The organism is Streptomyces brasiliensis, from assembly GCF_014647875.1.
Lineage (GTDB): Bacteria > Actinomycetota > Actinomycetes > Streptomycetales > Streptomycetaceae > Streptomyces > Streptomyces brasiliensis.
The window spans coordinates 79282-95402 of the sequence record NZ_BMQA01000009.1; the positions used below are offsets into that span (position 1 = coordinate 79282).

A 16121-nucleotide genomic window follows, 5' to 3' on the forward strand; every position below is an offset into this window, starting at 1 on the left:
TCTCTTCCGGTCAGGCGGGCTTGGCGATGACGACGAACTTGTTCTCCTCGCGGCGGATGAACTTCCACAGGCCCTTGATGCCGCCCATCCCCTCGATGAGGGAGAAGTAGGGCAGCAGAACGAGGACGGCCATGGGTTCCCACCACTTGCGCTTGCCGTTCACCGAGGCGATCGCGTTGAGCCGCAGTCCTTCCCAGTACGCCCAGATCACATAGGCGAAGCTGATCGACCACAGGATGACGACGGACTGGGTCACGGGAGAGGTGTTCATGTCGCCGATGAACCAGGCCACGAACACGATCGTGCCGACGTGCTGCAGCGGGCCGAGGATCCAGCTGGTCACACAGATGGTCAGGAACCAGCGGTAGCGCAGCGGCACCTTGCGGTTGAAGCAGAGGGCGACCAGGCCCCAGGCCCAGCGCTCGCGCTGCTTGATGAAGTCCTTGGTATTGACCGGCGAGGCGCCGTAGCAGCGGCCGTTGAACCAGTCGCTGCGGCCCGGGTAGAGGCGGCAGAAGGTGAGGGCCAGCCGGGCGTCCTCGACGATCTCCTTGGGGCCGAAGTCCCAGCCGATCTCGGCTTCGATGGAGGCGCGGATGACGAGGAGTTCGCCGTGCACACCCGCGGCCGGGGTGCCGAGACCGGTGAAGGCACGGAACCGCGCGATGTCATCGGCGGGGCGGATGGCGTCGGCGAACCAGGTGAGCATGCTCACCGCGTTCTCGCGCGGGTAGGTCAGGATGCCCTGCGCCATGTGCTTGACCTCTTCCGGGGTCGCACGGCGCTGACGGTTGATGAACTGGGCGAGGGATGCCGCGGTGTCGGGGCCGACACCGGTGTCGTCGTCCATGTGCAGGACCCACACATAGTCGAGGGCCTCGCCCTCCTCGATGCGCAGCTCGTGGGCGTAGTTGTTGGCGCGGGCCTTGAAACGGGTGCCGTTCTCGGTCTCGTAGGCCTTCGGGACCGTGACCACGCGGATCAGCGGGCTGGTCGCCGCCAGGGCGTCGATCCGCTCGGCAGCCTCGCACCCCTCCTCGGTGAGGACGTCCACGCGCATGTACGGGAACCACTCGGGGAGGTGCTCCACATAGGAGAGGACGGAGCGCTCCAGGGCCGGATAGGTGTCGTGGCGCCCGATGGTCGGCACCAGCACGATCATGAAGTCTTCTTCGACCGGGGCCGGCGGGATCATCAGATGAGCCTTGCGTAGCCGGCGGCGGATGAGCAGGAAGCCTTGGACTGACACGAGTACACCGGGCACTGGGAGTGCCCAGCAGATGGTGATCAGCCATGCCAGCGGCGAGTCGCTGGGTGTGTACGACCACAGGCTGAACAGGGTCAGGAGGACAAGCGGAATCAGGAACGGAAGGATTCCCGGCTTCCAAGCGGAGGTGCGCTTCGCCAGTTTCGCGTTGTGTCGCGAATGCGGCACACCCCCGTCGACCAGTGTCGATGCCATGACGACTGCGGAACTCCCCGTGAGATCGGACGGCGCGTCGAGGCAGCAGCGATCTCTGTCGCGGCACGCTCCGCGAGCCGCGGCATTCACTTCGGGTTCCTGCCCCCGACGCCTTCATCGGCGTCTCGGCCACTCACCGCTCAGATGCCCCCCCAGGCGCCCAAACCACTGGCCGAACAGAATCCTGATCCTTACACGTACATGCAAGGTGAGGAAGTGATGAGAGGGATTCGTGTTCAAATTTTAACCATGCAAGTTCTTGTTCGGTGACTTCCAGTCATCGGCGGTCAACACTCGGTCGGATCCGTAGGTCTGCTTCACGTCGTCCGGAGTGTTCCTGTGGCGCGGCTCGGAGATGTTCTCGTACGACAGCGCTTGGCCCCAGACCGTCCACAGCACCCATGGCGTGCGGGTCAGCGTCCGGGGCTGGTGCGCGTTGAGCGGTACGTGGTACGACTCGGCGAGGATCCGGGGCTTCGGGTACCGCTCCAGACCGCGGTACCAGACTTCGGTCCAGGCGCCGTCACCGAACGGCCGGGCCGGGCTCCCGCTGTAGTCGTCGACGCCCACGACGTCGACACGGTCGTCGCCCGGGTAGTAGTCCCAGGGTGGCCGTCCGTAGGAGCCCTCCCAGGAGTTCGGCGCCCAGACGAAGATCAGGTTGTGCAAGCCCCGGCGGCCCACCAGGAAGTCGTACGTCAGCCGCCACAGCTTCCGGTACGCGGCCGGATCCTGCCCCGCCCACCAGAACCCGTGCCCGGGCGCCGCGTTCATCTCGTGGTACGGCCGCAGCAGCACCGGTACGCCCCGGTCGGCCAGGTAGCCCAGGTGGTCCGCGAGAAACCCCAGGTCGTGCAGTAGCGCCCCGTGCTCCGCCGTGCCCTCGGTGACCACCCGGCCGAACCAGCCGGGGTCCTGCGCGGCGGGTGAGTTGTGCCACAGGGTCTGCGCGAAGCCCTTGACGGCGCTGCCCGGATAGGGCTGGTGGAAGGAGAACCCGACGAAGCCGGCCGGGGCGCCGCCGTTGTGCGGCAGGGCGACCTCGGTGCCCGACGCGCAGTCCGTGTGCGTGCCGGAAGGGTGGTACGAGCCGTCGGCCGGCCTGGGCAGCCCCGCCCACACGCCCACGGCGAGGTCCACGGCGTCGTCGACGTAACCCCACATGCGCCGGCAGCTCGGCCAGGCGCGGGAGTAGGACCGTGCCTCGCCCACCGCCCAGCCCGGCTGCCCGTAGCCCGGCCCCAGATCGAGTTCGACGAAGGCGGGCAGGCGCCCGGTGATGTCGCGGGCCTTGCGGTAGTAATAGCCCGGCGGCTTGGTGCCGCGGTAGTCGCCGTACGCCGCGTTGTACCGCTCGTTCTGCAGCTCCACGTGCTGCCCGATCACCGTCCGGCTCGGCCGGCCCCGGCGTGCGTCGTTCTCCAGTGCGGCCAGCAGCGCGTAGACCTCGCGTGCGGCGGGCGTCGCTTCCGGGTCCCGCTCGCGCAGGTCGGTGGGGACGTGCCGCGGTGTCTGTGGGGAGTCCTCGGGCCAGAGCGCCCACAGCGCCGCCGGGCCCAGCAGCGCGGCCGTCGCGCCCGCCCCGATGAGCCGAAGCCGCCCTCGCATGCGCATACGTCGGTCCCCTCCCTCGCACCCCGTGCAGTGATTCCGCCCCGGTGACGCCTGTACCGGGGCGTTCGAGGGGGCCGGTACGCCTAGCCGTTCGCGGCGGCCGAAGCCTGTGCCTCGCCCCGGCGCCTGATCTGCCGGAACGCGAACTCCGCCAGGTCGTCGCCGGTCGAGAAGACCCGCGTGTCCTTGGTCGTCACGTCCTTGCCGCTGGTGAAGCCCGTGATGGTGAAGTAGGCGTAGCGGCCGTAGGAGTTGGTCGTCGAGCGGCAGATCGCGGAGTCGCAGAAAGCCTTGATCCCCTTGCCTGCGAGCGACTTCACGATGCTCTTCTTGTCGGCCTTGAGCTTGGCCGCGGTCGCCTTGGCCTCGGTGTCGAAGACGGCGACGCCGACGGTCACCGCCACTCCGTCCTTGATGTAGCTGACGCGCAGCAGCCGTGTGCAGCCGTTGGAGGTGAGGACCTTCGGGAGGGTGCCCTGGGCGACCGAGGCGCAGTTACGGGTGTCGGCCGTCGCACCCTTCTTGTAGACGGTCTCGCCCATGGTCAGCTGGGTGCCCGGGAAGAGGGTCTCGGCACTGAGCGGTGCCGTGTCCTTCGTCGCACTGGATATGAAGTCCTTCGGGTCCAGCGGCGGCGGCGCGCTGGTCGGCTCGAAGGACGGCACCGGGTCGGAGGAGTCGCCGGGGATGGATGCGGTCGCGGGCAGGTTGCTCGGATCGCCCGAGGCGTTGTTGTCGCCGTTCGCCGAGACCACGGCGAAGGCGACGGCCGCGCCGATCGCCAGCGTGGCGAGCGCGCCGCCGCCGATGAACAGCAGCCGGCGCCGCCTGTTGCGCGTCTCCGAGGCCTCGGCCAGCGCGGCCCAGTCGGGGGTCTGGCTCCCGCCGCCGCCGTTCCAGGGCTGCTGGGAGTTCGGTTTCCAGGGATCCCACTGGGACTGGGGTCCCCCCTGCCCATAGCTCATGGGGCGCATCTTAGACGGGGCCGGAGGACCGCCGGTGCGCTCCTACTAGGGGCGATAGGGGGCCTAACCGGCGCAGCCCGCCCCAATCCCGACCGCTACACTCGCAGGTACGAAGCGGTAGATCCCGGCACCCGGCAGCTCGTTTTGACCTGCCCGTGGCGCCGCAGGTACTCTGCTTATTCGTTGTGTATTGGCTTGGCTCTTCTCACGGACCCGGCCCTTACACCGGTCCACCGGGCCGATGACCAGCGACCAGCACGCGGTTTGCGTCACCGCAGTGCGGTCAGGGCTGTCGTGATCGTCTTCGGTGACCTTGTCAGGACCATTCACTGAAGAAGCGAAGGCTACGAACCGTGCGTACGTACAGCCCCAAGCCCGGCGATGTGACGCGCCAGTGGCACGTCATCGACGCTCAGGACGTCGTCCTGGGCCGTCTCGCCACCACCGCAGCGACCCTCCTCCGGGGCAAGCACAAGCCGATCTACGCCCCCCACGTCGACGCTGGTGACTTCGTCATCATCATCAACGCCGACAAGGTGCACCTCTCCGGCAACAAGCGGACCCAGAAGATGGCGTACCGCCACTCCGGCTACCCGGGCGGTCTGCGCTCCGTCCGCTACGACGAGCTGCTGGACAAGAACCCGGAGAAGGCCATCGAGAAGGCCGTCAAGGGCATGCTCCCCAAGAACTCCCTGGGCCGTCAGATGCTCACGAAGCTGAAGGTCTACAAGGGTGACCAGCACCCGCACGGCGCCCAGCAGCCGGTGCCGTTCGAGATCACCCAGGTCGCGCAGTAAGTCCGGCCACCCCCTAAGACTGAAGAGAATCTGAGGAGCATCGTGGCCGAGACCACTGCCGAGCAGCCGCTCGAAGAGCTTGACATCGACAGCTACACCACCGAGTCCGAGGTCCCCGTCGAGGGCGAGTACACCTCGGAGTCCCTGGCCTCCCGCTTCGGCGAGCCCCAGCCGGCCGCCGGCCTGGGCCGCCGCAAGAACGCCATCGCCCGCGTCCGGATCGTCCCGGGCTCCGGCAAGTGGAAGATCAACGGTCGTACCCTCGAGGACTACTTCCCGAACAAGGTGCACCAGCAGGAAGTCAACGAGCCCTTCAAGGTGCTCGAGCTCGAGGGCCGCTACGACGTCATCGCCCGCATCGCGGGTGGCGGTGTCTCCGGGCAGGCCGGTGCGCTCCGTCTCGGTGTCGCCCGCGCGCTGAACGAGGCGGACGTCGACAACAACCGCGGCCCGCTGAAGAAGGCCGGCTTCCTCAAGCGCGACGACCGTGCGGTCGAGCGCAAGAAGGCCGGTCTGAAGAAGGCCCGCAAGGCCCCGCAGTACAGCAAGCGTTAATCCGCAGCTGCCTGTACGTACTCCGAACGCCCCGGCGGCACGCCACAGTGCCGCCGGGGCGTTCGTTTATCACAGTCCAAGGGCGTATAACGACACAAGATGCTCAAAGGCCAGTGTTTATCGCAGGTTGACGCGCCCGCCGCAACTGACGCTTCCTCAGGAGGACAAGTGGGACGACTCTTCGGCACGGACGGCGTGCGCGGTGTCGCCAACGCGGACCTGACGGCCGAGATGGCGCTCGGCCTCTCCGTCGCGGCGGCCCACGTGCTGGCCGAGGCGGGCACCTTCGAGGGCCACAAGCCGACGGCGGTGGTCGGACGGGACCCGCGCGCGTCCGGGGAGTTCCTGGAGGCCGCCATGGTCGCCGGCCTCGCCAGCGCGGGCGTGGACGTCCTGCGCGTCGGTGTGCTTCCGACGCCCGCCGTGGCGTACCTCACGGGCGCGCTCGGCGCGGACCTCGGCGTGATGCTCTCCGCCAGCCACAACGCCATGCCGGACAACGGCATCAAGTTCTTCGCCCGCGGCGGCCACAAGCTCGCCGACGAGCTGGAGGACCGCATCGAGGCCGTGTACGAGTCCCACCGGCACGGCGAGCCCTGGGAGCGCCCCACGGGCGCGGGCGTCGGGCGTGTCCGGTCGTACGACGAGGGCTTCGAGCAGTACGTCACCCACCTCCTCGGCGTCCTGCCGAACCGGCTCGACGGGCTGAAGATCGTCCTCGACGAGGCGCACGGCGCGGCCTCGGGGGTCTCGCCGGAGGCGTTCTCGCGGGCCGGCGCCGAGGTCGTCACCATCGGTGCCGAGCCGGACGGCCTCAACATCAACGACGGCTGCGGCTCCACCCACCTGGACCGGCTGAAGGCCGCCGTCGTCGAGCACGGCGCCGGCCTCGGCATCGCGCACGACGGCGACGCCGACCGCTGCCTCGCCGTCGACCACACCGGTGTCGAGGTGGACGGCGACCAGATCCTGGCCGTGCTCGCGCTGGCGATGCGGGAGCGTTCCGCACTGCGCTCCGACACCGTCGTCGCGACCGTGATGTCCAACCTGGGCTTCAAACTGGCCATGGAGCGCGAGGGCATCCACCTCGTGCAGACCGCCGTCGGCGACCGGTACGTCCTGGAGGAGATGAAGGAGCACGGCTACGCCCTCGGCGGCGAGCAGTCCGGACACGTGATCGTCCTGGACCACGCCACCACGGGTGACGGCACGCTCACCGGTCTGCTGCTGGCGGCCCGGGTCGCTCAGACCGGCCGTACGCTGCGCGACCTCGCGTCGGTCATGGAGCGGCTGCCGCAGGTGCTCATCAACGTGCCGGACGTGGACAAGTCGCGGGTGAAGACGTCGGCGGATCTGGCGGCGGCCGTGAGCGAGGCGGAGCGGGAGCTGGGGACGACCGGACGGGTACTGCTCCGGCCCTCGGGGACCGAGCCGCTGGTACGGGTGATGGTCGAGGCGCAGGACATCGAGCAGGCCCGGTCGGTTGCGGGGCGGTTGGCCGACGCCGTGAAGTCGGCCCTCGGCTGACCGAGTTCGGGAGCACGGCGAAGAGCACGCCCGCACTGCCACGCCCAGAACCACTTCTGGGCGCGGCAGCGTGAGTGTGACCGCCAGGACGATGCCGCCCGGGGCCGCCGGCCTGATCAGGTGCAGATGCAGCATCCCCGCAGGGTGGCGGTCATAGTTTGCGCAGTCTCAGCCGCTGCACCTTGTGGTCCGGGCCCTTGCGGAGGATCAGGGTGGCGCGGCCCCGGGTGGGGGCGATGTTCTCCACCAGGTTGGGCTTGTTGATGGTCCGCCAGAGCGTCCGGGCGTAGTCCAGAGCCTCCTCCTCGGAGACCTGGGTGTACTTGCGGAAGTACGAGGCCGGGTTCTGGAAGGCGGTCTGGCGCAGCTTCTTGAACCGGCTGAGATACCAGCGCTCGATGTCCTCGCCGCTCGCGTCGACGTACACACTGAAGTCGAAGTAGTCGGCGAGCCCGACGCGGGTGCGGCCGTCCTTGCCGGGAAGGGCGGGCTGGAGGACGTTCAGGCCCTCCACGATCAGGATGTCGGGCCGCCGTACGGTGAGCCGCTGGTCGGGGACGATGTCGTAGATGAGGTGGGAGTAGACGGGCGCCGTCACCTCGTCCTTGCCGGCCTTGATGTCGGCGACGAAGCGGGTGAGCGCCCGGCGGTCGTACGACTCGGGGAAGCCCTTGCGGGACATCAGCCCGCGGGCCTCCAGTTCCTTGGTGGGCAGCAGGAAGCCGTCGGTGGTCACCCGCTCCACGCGCGGATGCTCGGGCCAGCGCGAGAGCAGAGCCTGCAGCAGCCGGGCCACCGTGGACTTGCCGACCGCCACCGAACCGGCGACACCTATGACGAAGGGCGTGCCCGACTGGGAGCCCTTCTCGCCGAGGAAGGTGTTCAGGGCACCGCGGAGCCCGTCGGTGGCGCCGACGTAGAGGTTGAGCAGCCGGGACAGCGGGAGGTAGACGTCCCGCACCTCGTCGAGGTCGATGACGTCGCCGAGGCCACGCAGCTTCTCGACCTCCTCCGCGGTGAGCGGCAGCGGCGTCTTGTCGCGCAGCGCACTCCACTCGGCACGGGTGAGGTCGACGTAGGGAGTCGCCTCCGGCTTGTGCCGGTGGGCGCTCCGGGGCATCGAGGAGACCGGAGAGATCACATTCCATTGTTAACGGAGTTTGAACAGGGCGGAGGGTGGGGTCGGTCACGTACGGCTGTGGCTGGAGCGAGGGTCACTGTCCGCCCAGGACCGTACCGCTGTCCAGATGGGGTCGTACGACGGTGGGAATTTCCGATTTCGGGCACGCGAAGCCCCTTTCGCGCGCCGCTCGGCCCGTAGGCTGCGGCGCATGTGCGGAATCGTGGGATATGTGGGGTCGCAGTCGGCGCTAGAGGTCGTCATGGCCGGCCTGAAGCGGCTGGAATACCGGGGGTACGACTCGGCCGGCGTCGCCGTGCCGGCGGACGGCGGGCTGGCCGCCGCGAAGAAGGCCGGGAAGCTGGTCAACCTGGAGAAGGAGCTGCTCGAGCGGCCGCTGCCGACCGGTTCCACCGGCATCGGGCACACGCGCTGGGCCACCCACGGCGGCCCGACGGACGCCAACGCGCATCCGCACCTCGACAACGCGGGCCGGGTCGCCGTCGTCCACAACGGGATCATCGAGAACTTCGCCGCGCTGCGCGCCGAGCTGGCCGAGCGCGGCCACGAACTGGCGTCCGAGACCGACACCGAGGTGGTCGCGCATCTGCTGGCCGAGGAGTTCTCCGCGACGGCGGACCTCGCGGGATCGATGCGGCTGGTGTGCCGCCGCCTGGAGGGCGCGTTCACGCTGGTAGCGGTGCACGCGGACGCGCCGGACGTGGTGGTCGGCGCCCGGCGGAACTCCCCGCTCGTGGTGGGCGTCGGCGAGGGCGAGGCGTTCCTCGCCTCGGACGTCGCCGCGTTCATCGAGCACACGCGGTCGGCGATCGAGCTGGGCCAGGACCAAGTGGTGGAGCTGCGCCGCGACGGCGTCACGGTCACGGGCTTCGACGGCCGCCCGGCGGAGGTCCACTCGTACCACGTCGACTGGGACGCGTCGGCCGCGGAGAAGGGCGGCTACGACTACTTCATGCTCAAGGAGATCGCCGAGCAGCCCAAGGCGGTCGCCGACACGCTGCTGGGCCGTATCGACGCGGGCGGTTCGCTGACGCTGGACGAGGTCCGGATCTCCGCGTCCGAACTGCGCGAGCTGGACAAGGTCGTCATCGTCGCGTGCGGTACGGCCTTCCACGCGGGCCTGATCGCCAAGTACGCCATCGAGCACTGGACGCGGATCCCCTGCGAGGTGGAGCTGGCGAGCGAGTTCCGTTACCGCGATCCGATCCTGGACGCCCAGTCCCTGGTCATCGCCATCTCCCAGTCCGGCGAGACCATGGACACCCTGATGGCCCTGCGCCACGCCCGCGAGCAGGGTTCCAAGGTGCTGGCGATCTGCAACACCAACGGCTCGACGATCCCGCGTGAGTCGGACGCGGTGCTGTACACGCACGCGGGCCCGGAGGTCGCCGTCGCGTCCACGAAGGCGTTCCTGACGCAGCTGGTGGCCTGCTACCTGGTCGCCCTGTACCTGGGTCAGGTGCGCGGGACGAAGTGGGGCGACGAGATCGGTGCGGTCATCCGCGATCTGTCGCGCATCTCGGGAGCGGTCGAGCAGGTCCTGGAGACGATGGAGCCGGTACGGGCCCTGGCCCGCTCCCTGGCCGACAAGAAGACGGTGCTGTTCCTGGGCCGGCACGTCGGCTATCCGGTGGCCCTGGAGGGCGCGCTCAAGCTGAAGGAACTGGCGTACATGCACGCCGAGGGTTTTGCGGCGGGCGAGTTGAAGCACGGCCCGATCGCGCTGATCGAGGAGGACCTCCCGGTGGTCGTGGTCGTCCCCTCGCCCCGGGGCCGGTCGATCCTCCACGACAAGATCGTCTCCAACATCCAGGAGATCCGGGCGAGGGGTGCGCGGACGATCGTGATCGCGGAGGAGGGCGACGAGGCGGTGGCCCCGTACGCCGACCACCTGATCCGCATCCCGGCGACACCGACACTGCTCCAGCCGCTGGTGGCGACAGTGCCGTTGCAGGTCTTCGCCTGCGAGCTGGCCACCGCCCGGGGCAACGAGGTGGATCAGCCGCGGAACCTGGCGAAGTCGGTGACGGTGGAGTGAGCGGGCTTCAGGGCGGCGACGAAGGTGACGAAGGCTTCGGTGGGGAAGGTGAGGGTTGCTTGGGCTGGGGTTTTTGAGTCGCGTATGGCGACGTGGGTGGGGGAGTTAGCTATCTCCACGCAGGAGTCGCCGTCACCGGGGCCGGAGTAGGACGACTTCCGCCAGTTGCCGGGGGTGTCCATGGGTGCCTCACAGCTCCTTCGCCAGTCCGTGGATGAAGTCGCGCGACCGCTCGGGGTCGAGGGAATCAGCCTCCACTTTACGGAAGAGCGTTCGAAAGGCGCCGAGTTGGGCTTCGGAGTCGACGAAGGCCGCGCCTGAGGTGCGTCGCGTACGACGGTGTCCAGCTTCGGCACGGGACCTCCCGCGTACGTCATCGTGCTCGCGGCGCCTGCGAACCCCTCCAGGGCGAAGGGGATGACGCGCACCGTGACATGGTCCGCCTCGGAGAGTTCGAGAAGCGCGGCGAGCTGGGTTCGTGAGGACGCGCGGTCGCCGACCATGATGCGCAGGGCCGCTTCGTGGACGACCGCCTCGTAGGGGGTGGGGGTTTCCAGGATCACCTTGCGTTGCATGCGGTGGCGGACGCGCAACGCCAGCTCCTCGCAGGGGAGTTCGGGGACGCGGTGGGCGAAGACGGCGCGTGCGTAGTCCTCCGTCTGGAGCGGGCCCGGGATGAACAGGAACTGCACCTCGCGGAGGAACGTGGCGTGGTGCTCCAGTTCGGCGAGGTCGAGGAACGGCGTGGGCAGCAGGCCTCGGTACTCCTCCCACCAACCGCGTGTGCGATCGGTCGCCATGGTGACCAGGGCGTCGATGAGTCCGGGGTCCGTGCAGGCGTAGTTCGAGGTGAGGCGGCGCAGGCGCTTCTCGCTCACGCCCGTCAGGCCGGCCTCGATCTGGCTGATCTGTACGGAACTCACCCCGAGCAGCGCGGCTGACTCGCGAGCGCTCAGGCCTGCGGCGTCCCGGAGTCTGCGCAGTTCGACTGCCAGCCGCAACTGACGTGCCGTTGGTTCGCGCCTCGTCGACATGGTGCTCGCTCCCTGGGTCCAACACGCCTGCGCATGCGACTCGTTCGGGGTTACGTTACGCGATCGGCTTGCTACACCGAAACTTTCAGGTCTACCGTCGGTGACGTAACGCACACACTGCGGAACGGAGTTGACGCATGCCCGAAGCCGGGAACGAGCCGTGGGAGTACTGCCTGTACATCCCGAATGACCTCCGTGCGGTTACGGTGAGCCGCCACACCCTGCGCCTCATCCTGACCCTGCACGGTCTGATCGGTCTGGTGGATGTCGCGGAGCTGCTCGCGGCGGAGCTGCTGTCGAATGCGGTGCGGCACACGAAGCGGCCGGCGGCGCTCAGGGTGCGGTGGGGGTCGGGGGTGTTGCGGATCGGGGCGTGGGATGCGGATCCGGAGCCGCCGGGGCCGCCGTTGGATTGGGAGGAGGTGGGGGAGGCGGAGGAGGGGCGGGGTCTGGCGCTGGTGCGGGCTTGTGCTGACGTGTGGGGTTGGCAGCCGCTGACCAGGAACGGGAACCGGGGGAAGGTGGTGTGGTGTGAGCTGGCGGTGGCGTGAGGGGTGGGCCGTCAACCCCCGTAAGGTGCCCCCATGAGCATCATCGGCGTAGGTATCGATGTGGCCGAGATCGATCGGTTCCGGGCGTCCCTGGACCGTACGCCCGGACTGGCCGATCGGCTGTTTCTGAAGAGTGAGTTGTTGCTGCCCAGCGGTGAGCGGCGCGGTATCGCATCGCTCGCCGCCCGCTTCGCCGCCAAGGAAGCCCTCGCCAAGGCGCTCGGTGCGCCGTCCGGGCTGCACTGGACGGACGCCGAGGTGTACGTCGAGGAGTCCGGGCAGCCCCGGCTGAGAGTCACCGGGACCGTCGCGACCTGTGCCGCGCAGCTCGGTGTGCGGTCCTGGCACGTGTCGCTCAGCCATGACGCCGGCGTCGCGTCGGCAGTGGTCGTCGCCGAAGGGTGACGGCAGACTCGGTCGCATGCGTACCGCCTACAGCGTTGAGACAGTCAGGACGGCCGAACGGGAGTTGATGGCGACCCTCCCGGACGGTGCCCTCATGCAACGTGCCGCCGCCGGGCTCGCCGCCGCCTGCGCCGACCTGCTCGGGCGCGTCTACGGCCGCCGCGTCGTACTGCTCGTCGGCAGCGGCGACAACGGCGGCGACGCCCTGTACGCCGGGGCACGGCTCGCCCGGCGCGGGGCGGCGGTGACCGCCGTCCTGCTCTCGCCCGAGCGGGCCCACTCCGGTGGCCTCGCCGCGCTCCGCCGGGCGGGTGGACTCGCCGTGAAGGCAGACAGCGGGGACGACGTCATCTCCCGCATCTCTCACGCCGACCTTGTTCTCGACGGCATCGTCGGGATCGGGGGGAAGGGGGGACTGCGGCCCGATGCCGCCCGGCTTGCCGGTGCCGCCCACCGCTCCCGTGCCGCCGTCGTCGCCGTCGATCTGCCCAGCGGGGTCGAGGCCGGCAGTGGGGAGGTGCTGGGGGAGGCCGTGCGGGCCGACCTCACCGTCACCTTCGGGACCCACAAGCCCGGGCTGCTCATCGATCCCGCCCGTGAACTCGCCGGGTCCGTGCGGCTCGTCCCGATCGGGCTCGAGCTGCCCGTCGAGCCCGAGTTGGAGGCCCTTCAGCACGCCGACGTGGCCGGCCTGCTGCCCTCGCCCGGTGCGGAGAGCGACAAGTACCGGCGGGGGGTGGTGGGGATCGCCGCCGGGTCCGCTCGGTATCCCGGGGCCGCCGTGCTCGCCGTCGCCGGTGCTCTGCGGGGTGGGGCGGGGGCCGTGCGGTATGTGGGGCCCGCCGATGCCGCCGTGATCTCCCGATTCCCCGAGGCCCTCGTCTCCGACCGGGGGCCCCACAAGGCCGGTCGCGTGCAGGCCTGGGTCACCGGGCCCGGCGCCGGGGACGACGCCGCCACCGTGGCGGAGGTGCTGGCCGAGGACGTGCCCGTGCTGCTCGACGCCGACGGGCTGCGACTGGCCGACCGGGACGCCGTACGGGCCCGTACCGCGCCCACCCTGATGACCCCGCACGCCGGAGAGGCCGCCGCGCTGCTCGGTGTGCAGCGTGCGGAGGTCGAGGGGGCGAGGCTGTCCGCCGTACGCGAGCTGGCCGCCCGTTATGACGCGACCGTCCTGCTCAAGGGCTCGACCACGCTCGTCGCCGACCCGGGCGGCGGTGCCGTACGCGTCAACGCGACCGGGACCGCCTGGCTCGCCACCGCCGGCAGCGGGGACGTCCTGTCGGGGCTGGCCGGGTCGCTGCTGGCGTCCGGGCTGCCGGCGAAGGACGCGGGCAGTGCGGCCGCCTATCTGCACGGGCTCGCCGGGCGGTATGCGGCGGACGGAGCACCGGCCGGGGCTCATGACATCGCCGCCGCGATTCCCGCCGCCTGGCGTGACGTACGCGACGCAGGGGTCTAGCCCGGAGGGGCCTCTGAGAGACTGGGGGCGCGATGAGTACGACAGTCACCACGACAGCACATGCGCCGAGCGCTCCCCTGCGCGCCCGCGCCGAGATCGACCTGGCCGCCCTGCGGGCCAACGTCCGTGCCCTGCGTGCCCTCGCGCCGGGCGCCGCCCTGATGGCCGTGGTGAAGTCCGACGCGTACGGTCACGGGGCCGTTCCGTGTGCCCGCGCCGCCGTACAGGCCGGCGCGACCTGGCTCGGCACCGCCACGCCCGAGGAGGGCCTCGCGCTGCGCGCCGCCGGGCTGCCGGGGCGCATCATGTGCTGGCTGTGGACCCCGGGCGGGCCCTGGCGGGAGGCCATCGAGGCCGACCTGGACGTCTCGGTCAGCGGGATGTGGGCGCTGCGCGAGGTGACGGAGGCGGCCCGGGCGGCCGGCGCGCCCGCGCGCGTGCATCTCAAGGCCGACACCGGCCTCGGGCGCAACGGCTGCCAGCCCGGCGGTGACTGGGAGGAACTGGTCGACGCGGCGCTGCGTGCCGAGGCCGAGGGGCTGCTGCGCGTCACCGGACTGTGGTCGCACTTCGCCTGCGCCGACGAGCCTGGGCATCCCTCCATCGCGGCACAGCTCACCCGCTTCCGCGAGATGGTGGCACACGCCGAGCAGCGGGGCGTACGGCCCGAGGTGCGGCACATGGCCAACTCGCCCGCCACGCTCACGCTCCCCGAGAGCCACTTCGACCTCGTCCGCACGGGCTGCGCGGTGTACGGCATCTCGCCGAGCCCGGAGCTCGGCGTCCCGGCCGACTTCGGACTGCGCCCGGTGATGACGCTGTCGGCGTCGCTGGCCCTCGTGAAGCACGCGCCGCGTGGACACGGCGTCAGTTACGGCCACCACTACGTCACTCCGGGCGAGACCACCCTCGGTCTGGTGCCCGTCGGCTACGCGGACGGCATCCCACGCCATGCCTCAGGGACCGGTCCGGTGCTCGTCGGCGGCAAATGGCGGACGGTCGCCGGGCGGGTCGCGATGGACCAGTTCGTGGTCGACCTCGGCGGCGACGAGCCCGAAATCGGCTCGGAGGCCGTGCTGTTCGGGCCCGGCGACCGCGGTGAGCCCACCGCCGAGGACTGGGCGCAGGCCGCGGGCACGATCGGGTACGAAATCGTGACGCGGATCGGATCGCGTGTACCCCGCGTCTATGTGAACGGGGAACAGGACGGGTAAACCCCGTAGGGGGGTGGTCGTGACGGCGGGGGGTACCCGTCGACCGCACCCGGCACCACCATCACCATGAGTTCGTGACGTCGGCGACAGGAGTGCGTACGTGAGCGAGAGCAGTGCGGAGGCCGTCGCGGACGCCGCCACGGCGGCCGTGGTCTCCGCCGCGGGGGTGGCCGGCAACTGGCGCCGGGCGACCGGCATCGCGGGTGCCGCCATAGGGGTGCTCGCCGCGGGCGCTGCCGCCGGCGTCGCCATAGAGAGGATGACCGTCGGGCGCGGCATGCGCAGGAGGGCCCGGCTGGTGCTGGACTCGGCGGGTCCGTACGGCACGCTGCGCGGCACCCCGGGCACGGCGCACGCCGACGACGGCACCGAGCTGTACTACGAGGTCGACGACGTCGAGCCCGAGGGAGGCTCGGCACCCCGCAGACGCCGGCTCTTCGGCCGCAAGGCACCGGCCCCGGTCACCGTGGTCTTCAGTCACGGCTACTGCCTCAGCCAGGACTCCTGGCACTTCCAGCGCGCGGCGCTGCGCGGTGTCGTACGGACCGTGCACTGGGACCAGCGCAGCCACGGGCGGTCCGGGCGGGGCGTGGCCCAGCACGAGCGCGACGAACCGCTCACCATCGACCAGCTCGGCCGGGACCTGAAGGCCGTGCTCGACGCGGCCGTGCCGGAGGGGCACATCGTGCTGGTCGGCCACTCGATGGGCGGTATGACGGTGATGGCGCTGGCCGACCAGTACCCCGAACTGATCCGCGACCGGGTCGTGGCCACCGCCTTCGTGGGTACGTCGTCCGGGCGGCTCGGCGAGGTCAACTTCGGGTTGCCGCTCGCCGGGGTCAACGCGGTGCGCCGGGTGCTGCCCGGGGTGCTGAAGGCGCTGGGGACACAGGCGGCGCTGGTGGAGAAGGGGCGCCGGGCCACGGCGGACCTGTTCGCCGGGATCATCAAGCGGTACTCGTTCGCGTCCCGGGACGTGGACCCGGCGGTGGAGCGGTTCGCCGAGCGCATGATCGAGTCCACGCCGATCGACGTGGTCGCCGAGTTCTACCCGGCCTTCACCGACCACGACAAGACCGAGGCCCTGACCTTCTTCGAGGACATGCCGGTGCTGGTGCTGGCCGGGGTGCAGGACCTCGTCACACCCAGTGAGCACAGCGAGGCCATCGCCGACCGTTTGCCCGGCGCCGAGTTGGTGCTGGTGCCGGACGCCGGGCATCTGGTCATGCTGGAGCATCCGGAGGTGGTCATAGACCGCCTCGCCGATCTGCTCGCCCGCACTGGTGCGGTGCCACTTGCGGCTACGGTAAGTGGCTGTGACTCCGCCTCCTCCTGAGAGGTGGCTTCCAGTCT

The 16121-nt window shown here is 70.2% G+C and carries 14 protein-coding genes and 1 pseudogene; 9 read left to right on the forward strand and 6 right to left on the reverse strand.

The window, feature by feature from the left end; genetic code table 11:
- Window positions 1–10: 10 nt before the first annotated feature.
- The 3 genes from IEZ19_RS16470 to IEZ19_RS16480 form a co-directional block, all read right to left on the reverse strand.
- Window positions 11–1462 carry a glycosyltransferase family 2 protein gene (locus tag IEZ19_RS16470; RefSeq protein WP_229840380.1) on the reverse strand — a complete coding sequence of 484 codons (1452 nt, stop codon included), beginning with the start codon at window positions 1460–1462 and terminating at the stop codon, window positions 11–13.
- 243 nt (window positions 1463–1705) lie between these two features.
- The gene (locus IEZ19_RS16475) at window positions 1706–3076 is read right to left on the reverse strand and encodes a glycosyl hydrolase (RefSeq protein WP_189311931.1); all 1371 of its coding nucleotides are present in this window, start codon (window positions 3074–3076) and stop codon (window positions 1706–1708) included.
- An 83-nt stretch (window positions 3077–3159) separates the two neighbouring features.
- A complete protein-coding gene (locus IEZ19_RS16480; RefSeq protein ID WP_189311932.1) occupies window positions 3160–4041 on the reverse strand; it encodes a hypothetical protein in 882 nt (293 codons plus the stop codon).
- Between the two features lie 353 nt (window positions 4042–4394).
- On the opposite strand from IEZ19_RS16480, the gene rplM reads away from it, so the two are divergent.
- From rplM to glmM, 3 genes are all read left to right on the forward strand, one after another.
- Window positions 4395–4838 (forward strand): 50S ribosomal protein L13, encoded by a 444-nt coding sequence (gene rplM, locus IEZ19_RS16485; protein WP_189311933.1) that lies wholly within the window; start codon window positions 4395–4397, stop codon window positions 4836–4838.
- A 42-nt stretch (window positions 4839–4880) separates the two neighbouring features.
- A complete protein-coding gene (gene rpsI / locus IEZ19_RS16490; RefSeq protein ID WP_093905249.1) occupies window positions 4881–5393 on the forward strand; it encodes a 30S ribosomal protein S9 in 513 nt (170 codons plus the stop codon).
- A gap of 168 nt (window positions 5394–5561) precedes the next feature.
- A complete protein-coding gene (gene glmM, locus IEZ19_RS16495) occupies window positions 5562–6920 on the forward strand; it encodes a phosphoglucosamine mutase (RefSeq protein WP_189311934.1) in 1359 nt (452 codons plus the stop codon).
- Between the two features lie 151 nt (window positions 6921–7071).
- Here the strand turns inward: glmM and coaA are convergent, their stop codons facing one another.
- Entirely contained in the window at window positions 7072–8040 is a 969-nt protein-coding gene (gene coaA / locus IEZ19_RS16500; protein ID WP_189312129.1) for a type I pantothenate kinase, read from the reverse strand.
- A gap of 211 nt (window positions 8041–8251) precedes the next feature.
- On the opposite strand from coaA, the gene glmS reads away from it, so the two are divergent.
- The gene (glmS, locus tag IEZ19_RS16505) at window positions 8252–10099 is read left to right on the forward strand and encodes a glutamine--fructose-6-phosphate transaminase (isomerizing) (protein ID WP_189311935.1); all 1848 of its coding nucleotides are present in this window, start codon (window positions 8252–8254) and stop codon (window positions 10097–10099) included.
- On the opposite strand, the gene IEZ19_RS16510 is transcribed toward glmS, so the two are convergent.
- Window positions 10060–10281, reverse strand: coding sequence for a DUF397 domain-containing protein (locus IEZ19_RS16510; RefSeq protein WP_189311936.1), 222 nt, complete (start codon window positions 10279–10281; stop codon window positions 10060–10062). The genes glmS and IEZ19_RS16510 overlap by 40 nt on opposite strands.
- A 7-nt stretch (window positions 10282–10288) precedes the next feature.
- Window positions 10289–11133: pseudogene (locus IEZ19_RS16515) on the reverse strand (helix-turn-helix domain-containing protein).
- Window positions 11134–11270: 137 nt separating this feature from the next.
- Between IEZ19_RS16515 and IEZ19_RS16520 the strand changes: the two are divergent.
- From IEZ19_RS16520 to IEZ19_RS16540, 5 genes are all read left to right on the forward strand, one after another.
- Window positions 11271–11684 (forward strand): ATP-binding protein, encoded by a 414-nt coding sequence (locus IEZ19_RS16520; protein ID WP_189311937.1) that lies wholly within the window; start codon window positions 11271–11273, stop codon window positions 11682–11684.
- Between the two features lie 33 nt (window positions 11685–11717).
- Window positions 11718–12089, forward strand: coding sequence for a holo-ACP synthase (locus IEZ19_RS16525; protein ID WP_189311938.1), 372 nt, complete (start codon window positions 11718–11720; stop codon window positions 12087–12089).
- 16 nt (window positions 12090–12105) lie between these two features.
- Window positions 12106–13554: an NAD(P)H-hydrate dehydratase gene (locus IEZ19_RS16530; RefSeq protein WP_189311939.1), complete on the forward strand. Its 1449-nt coding sequence runs from the start codon at window positions 12106–12108 to the stop codon at window positions 13552–13554.
- A 32-nt stretch (window positions 13555–13586) separates the two neighbouring features.
- Window positions 13587–14768 (forward strand): alanine racemase, encoded by a 1182-nt coding sequence (alr, locus tag IEZ19_RS16535; RefSeq protein ID WP_189311940.1) that lies wholly within the window; start codon window positions 13587–13589, stop codon window positions 14766–14768.
- 100 nt (window positions 14769–14868) lie between these two features.
- Window positions 14869–16104: an alpha/beta fold hydrolase gene (locus IEZ19_RS16540; protein ID WP_189311941.1), complete on the forward strand. Its 1236-nt coding sequence runs from the start codon at window positions 14869–14871 to the stop codon at window positions 16102–16104.
- Window positions 16105–16121: the final 17 nt, after the last annotated feature.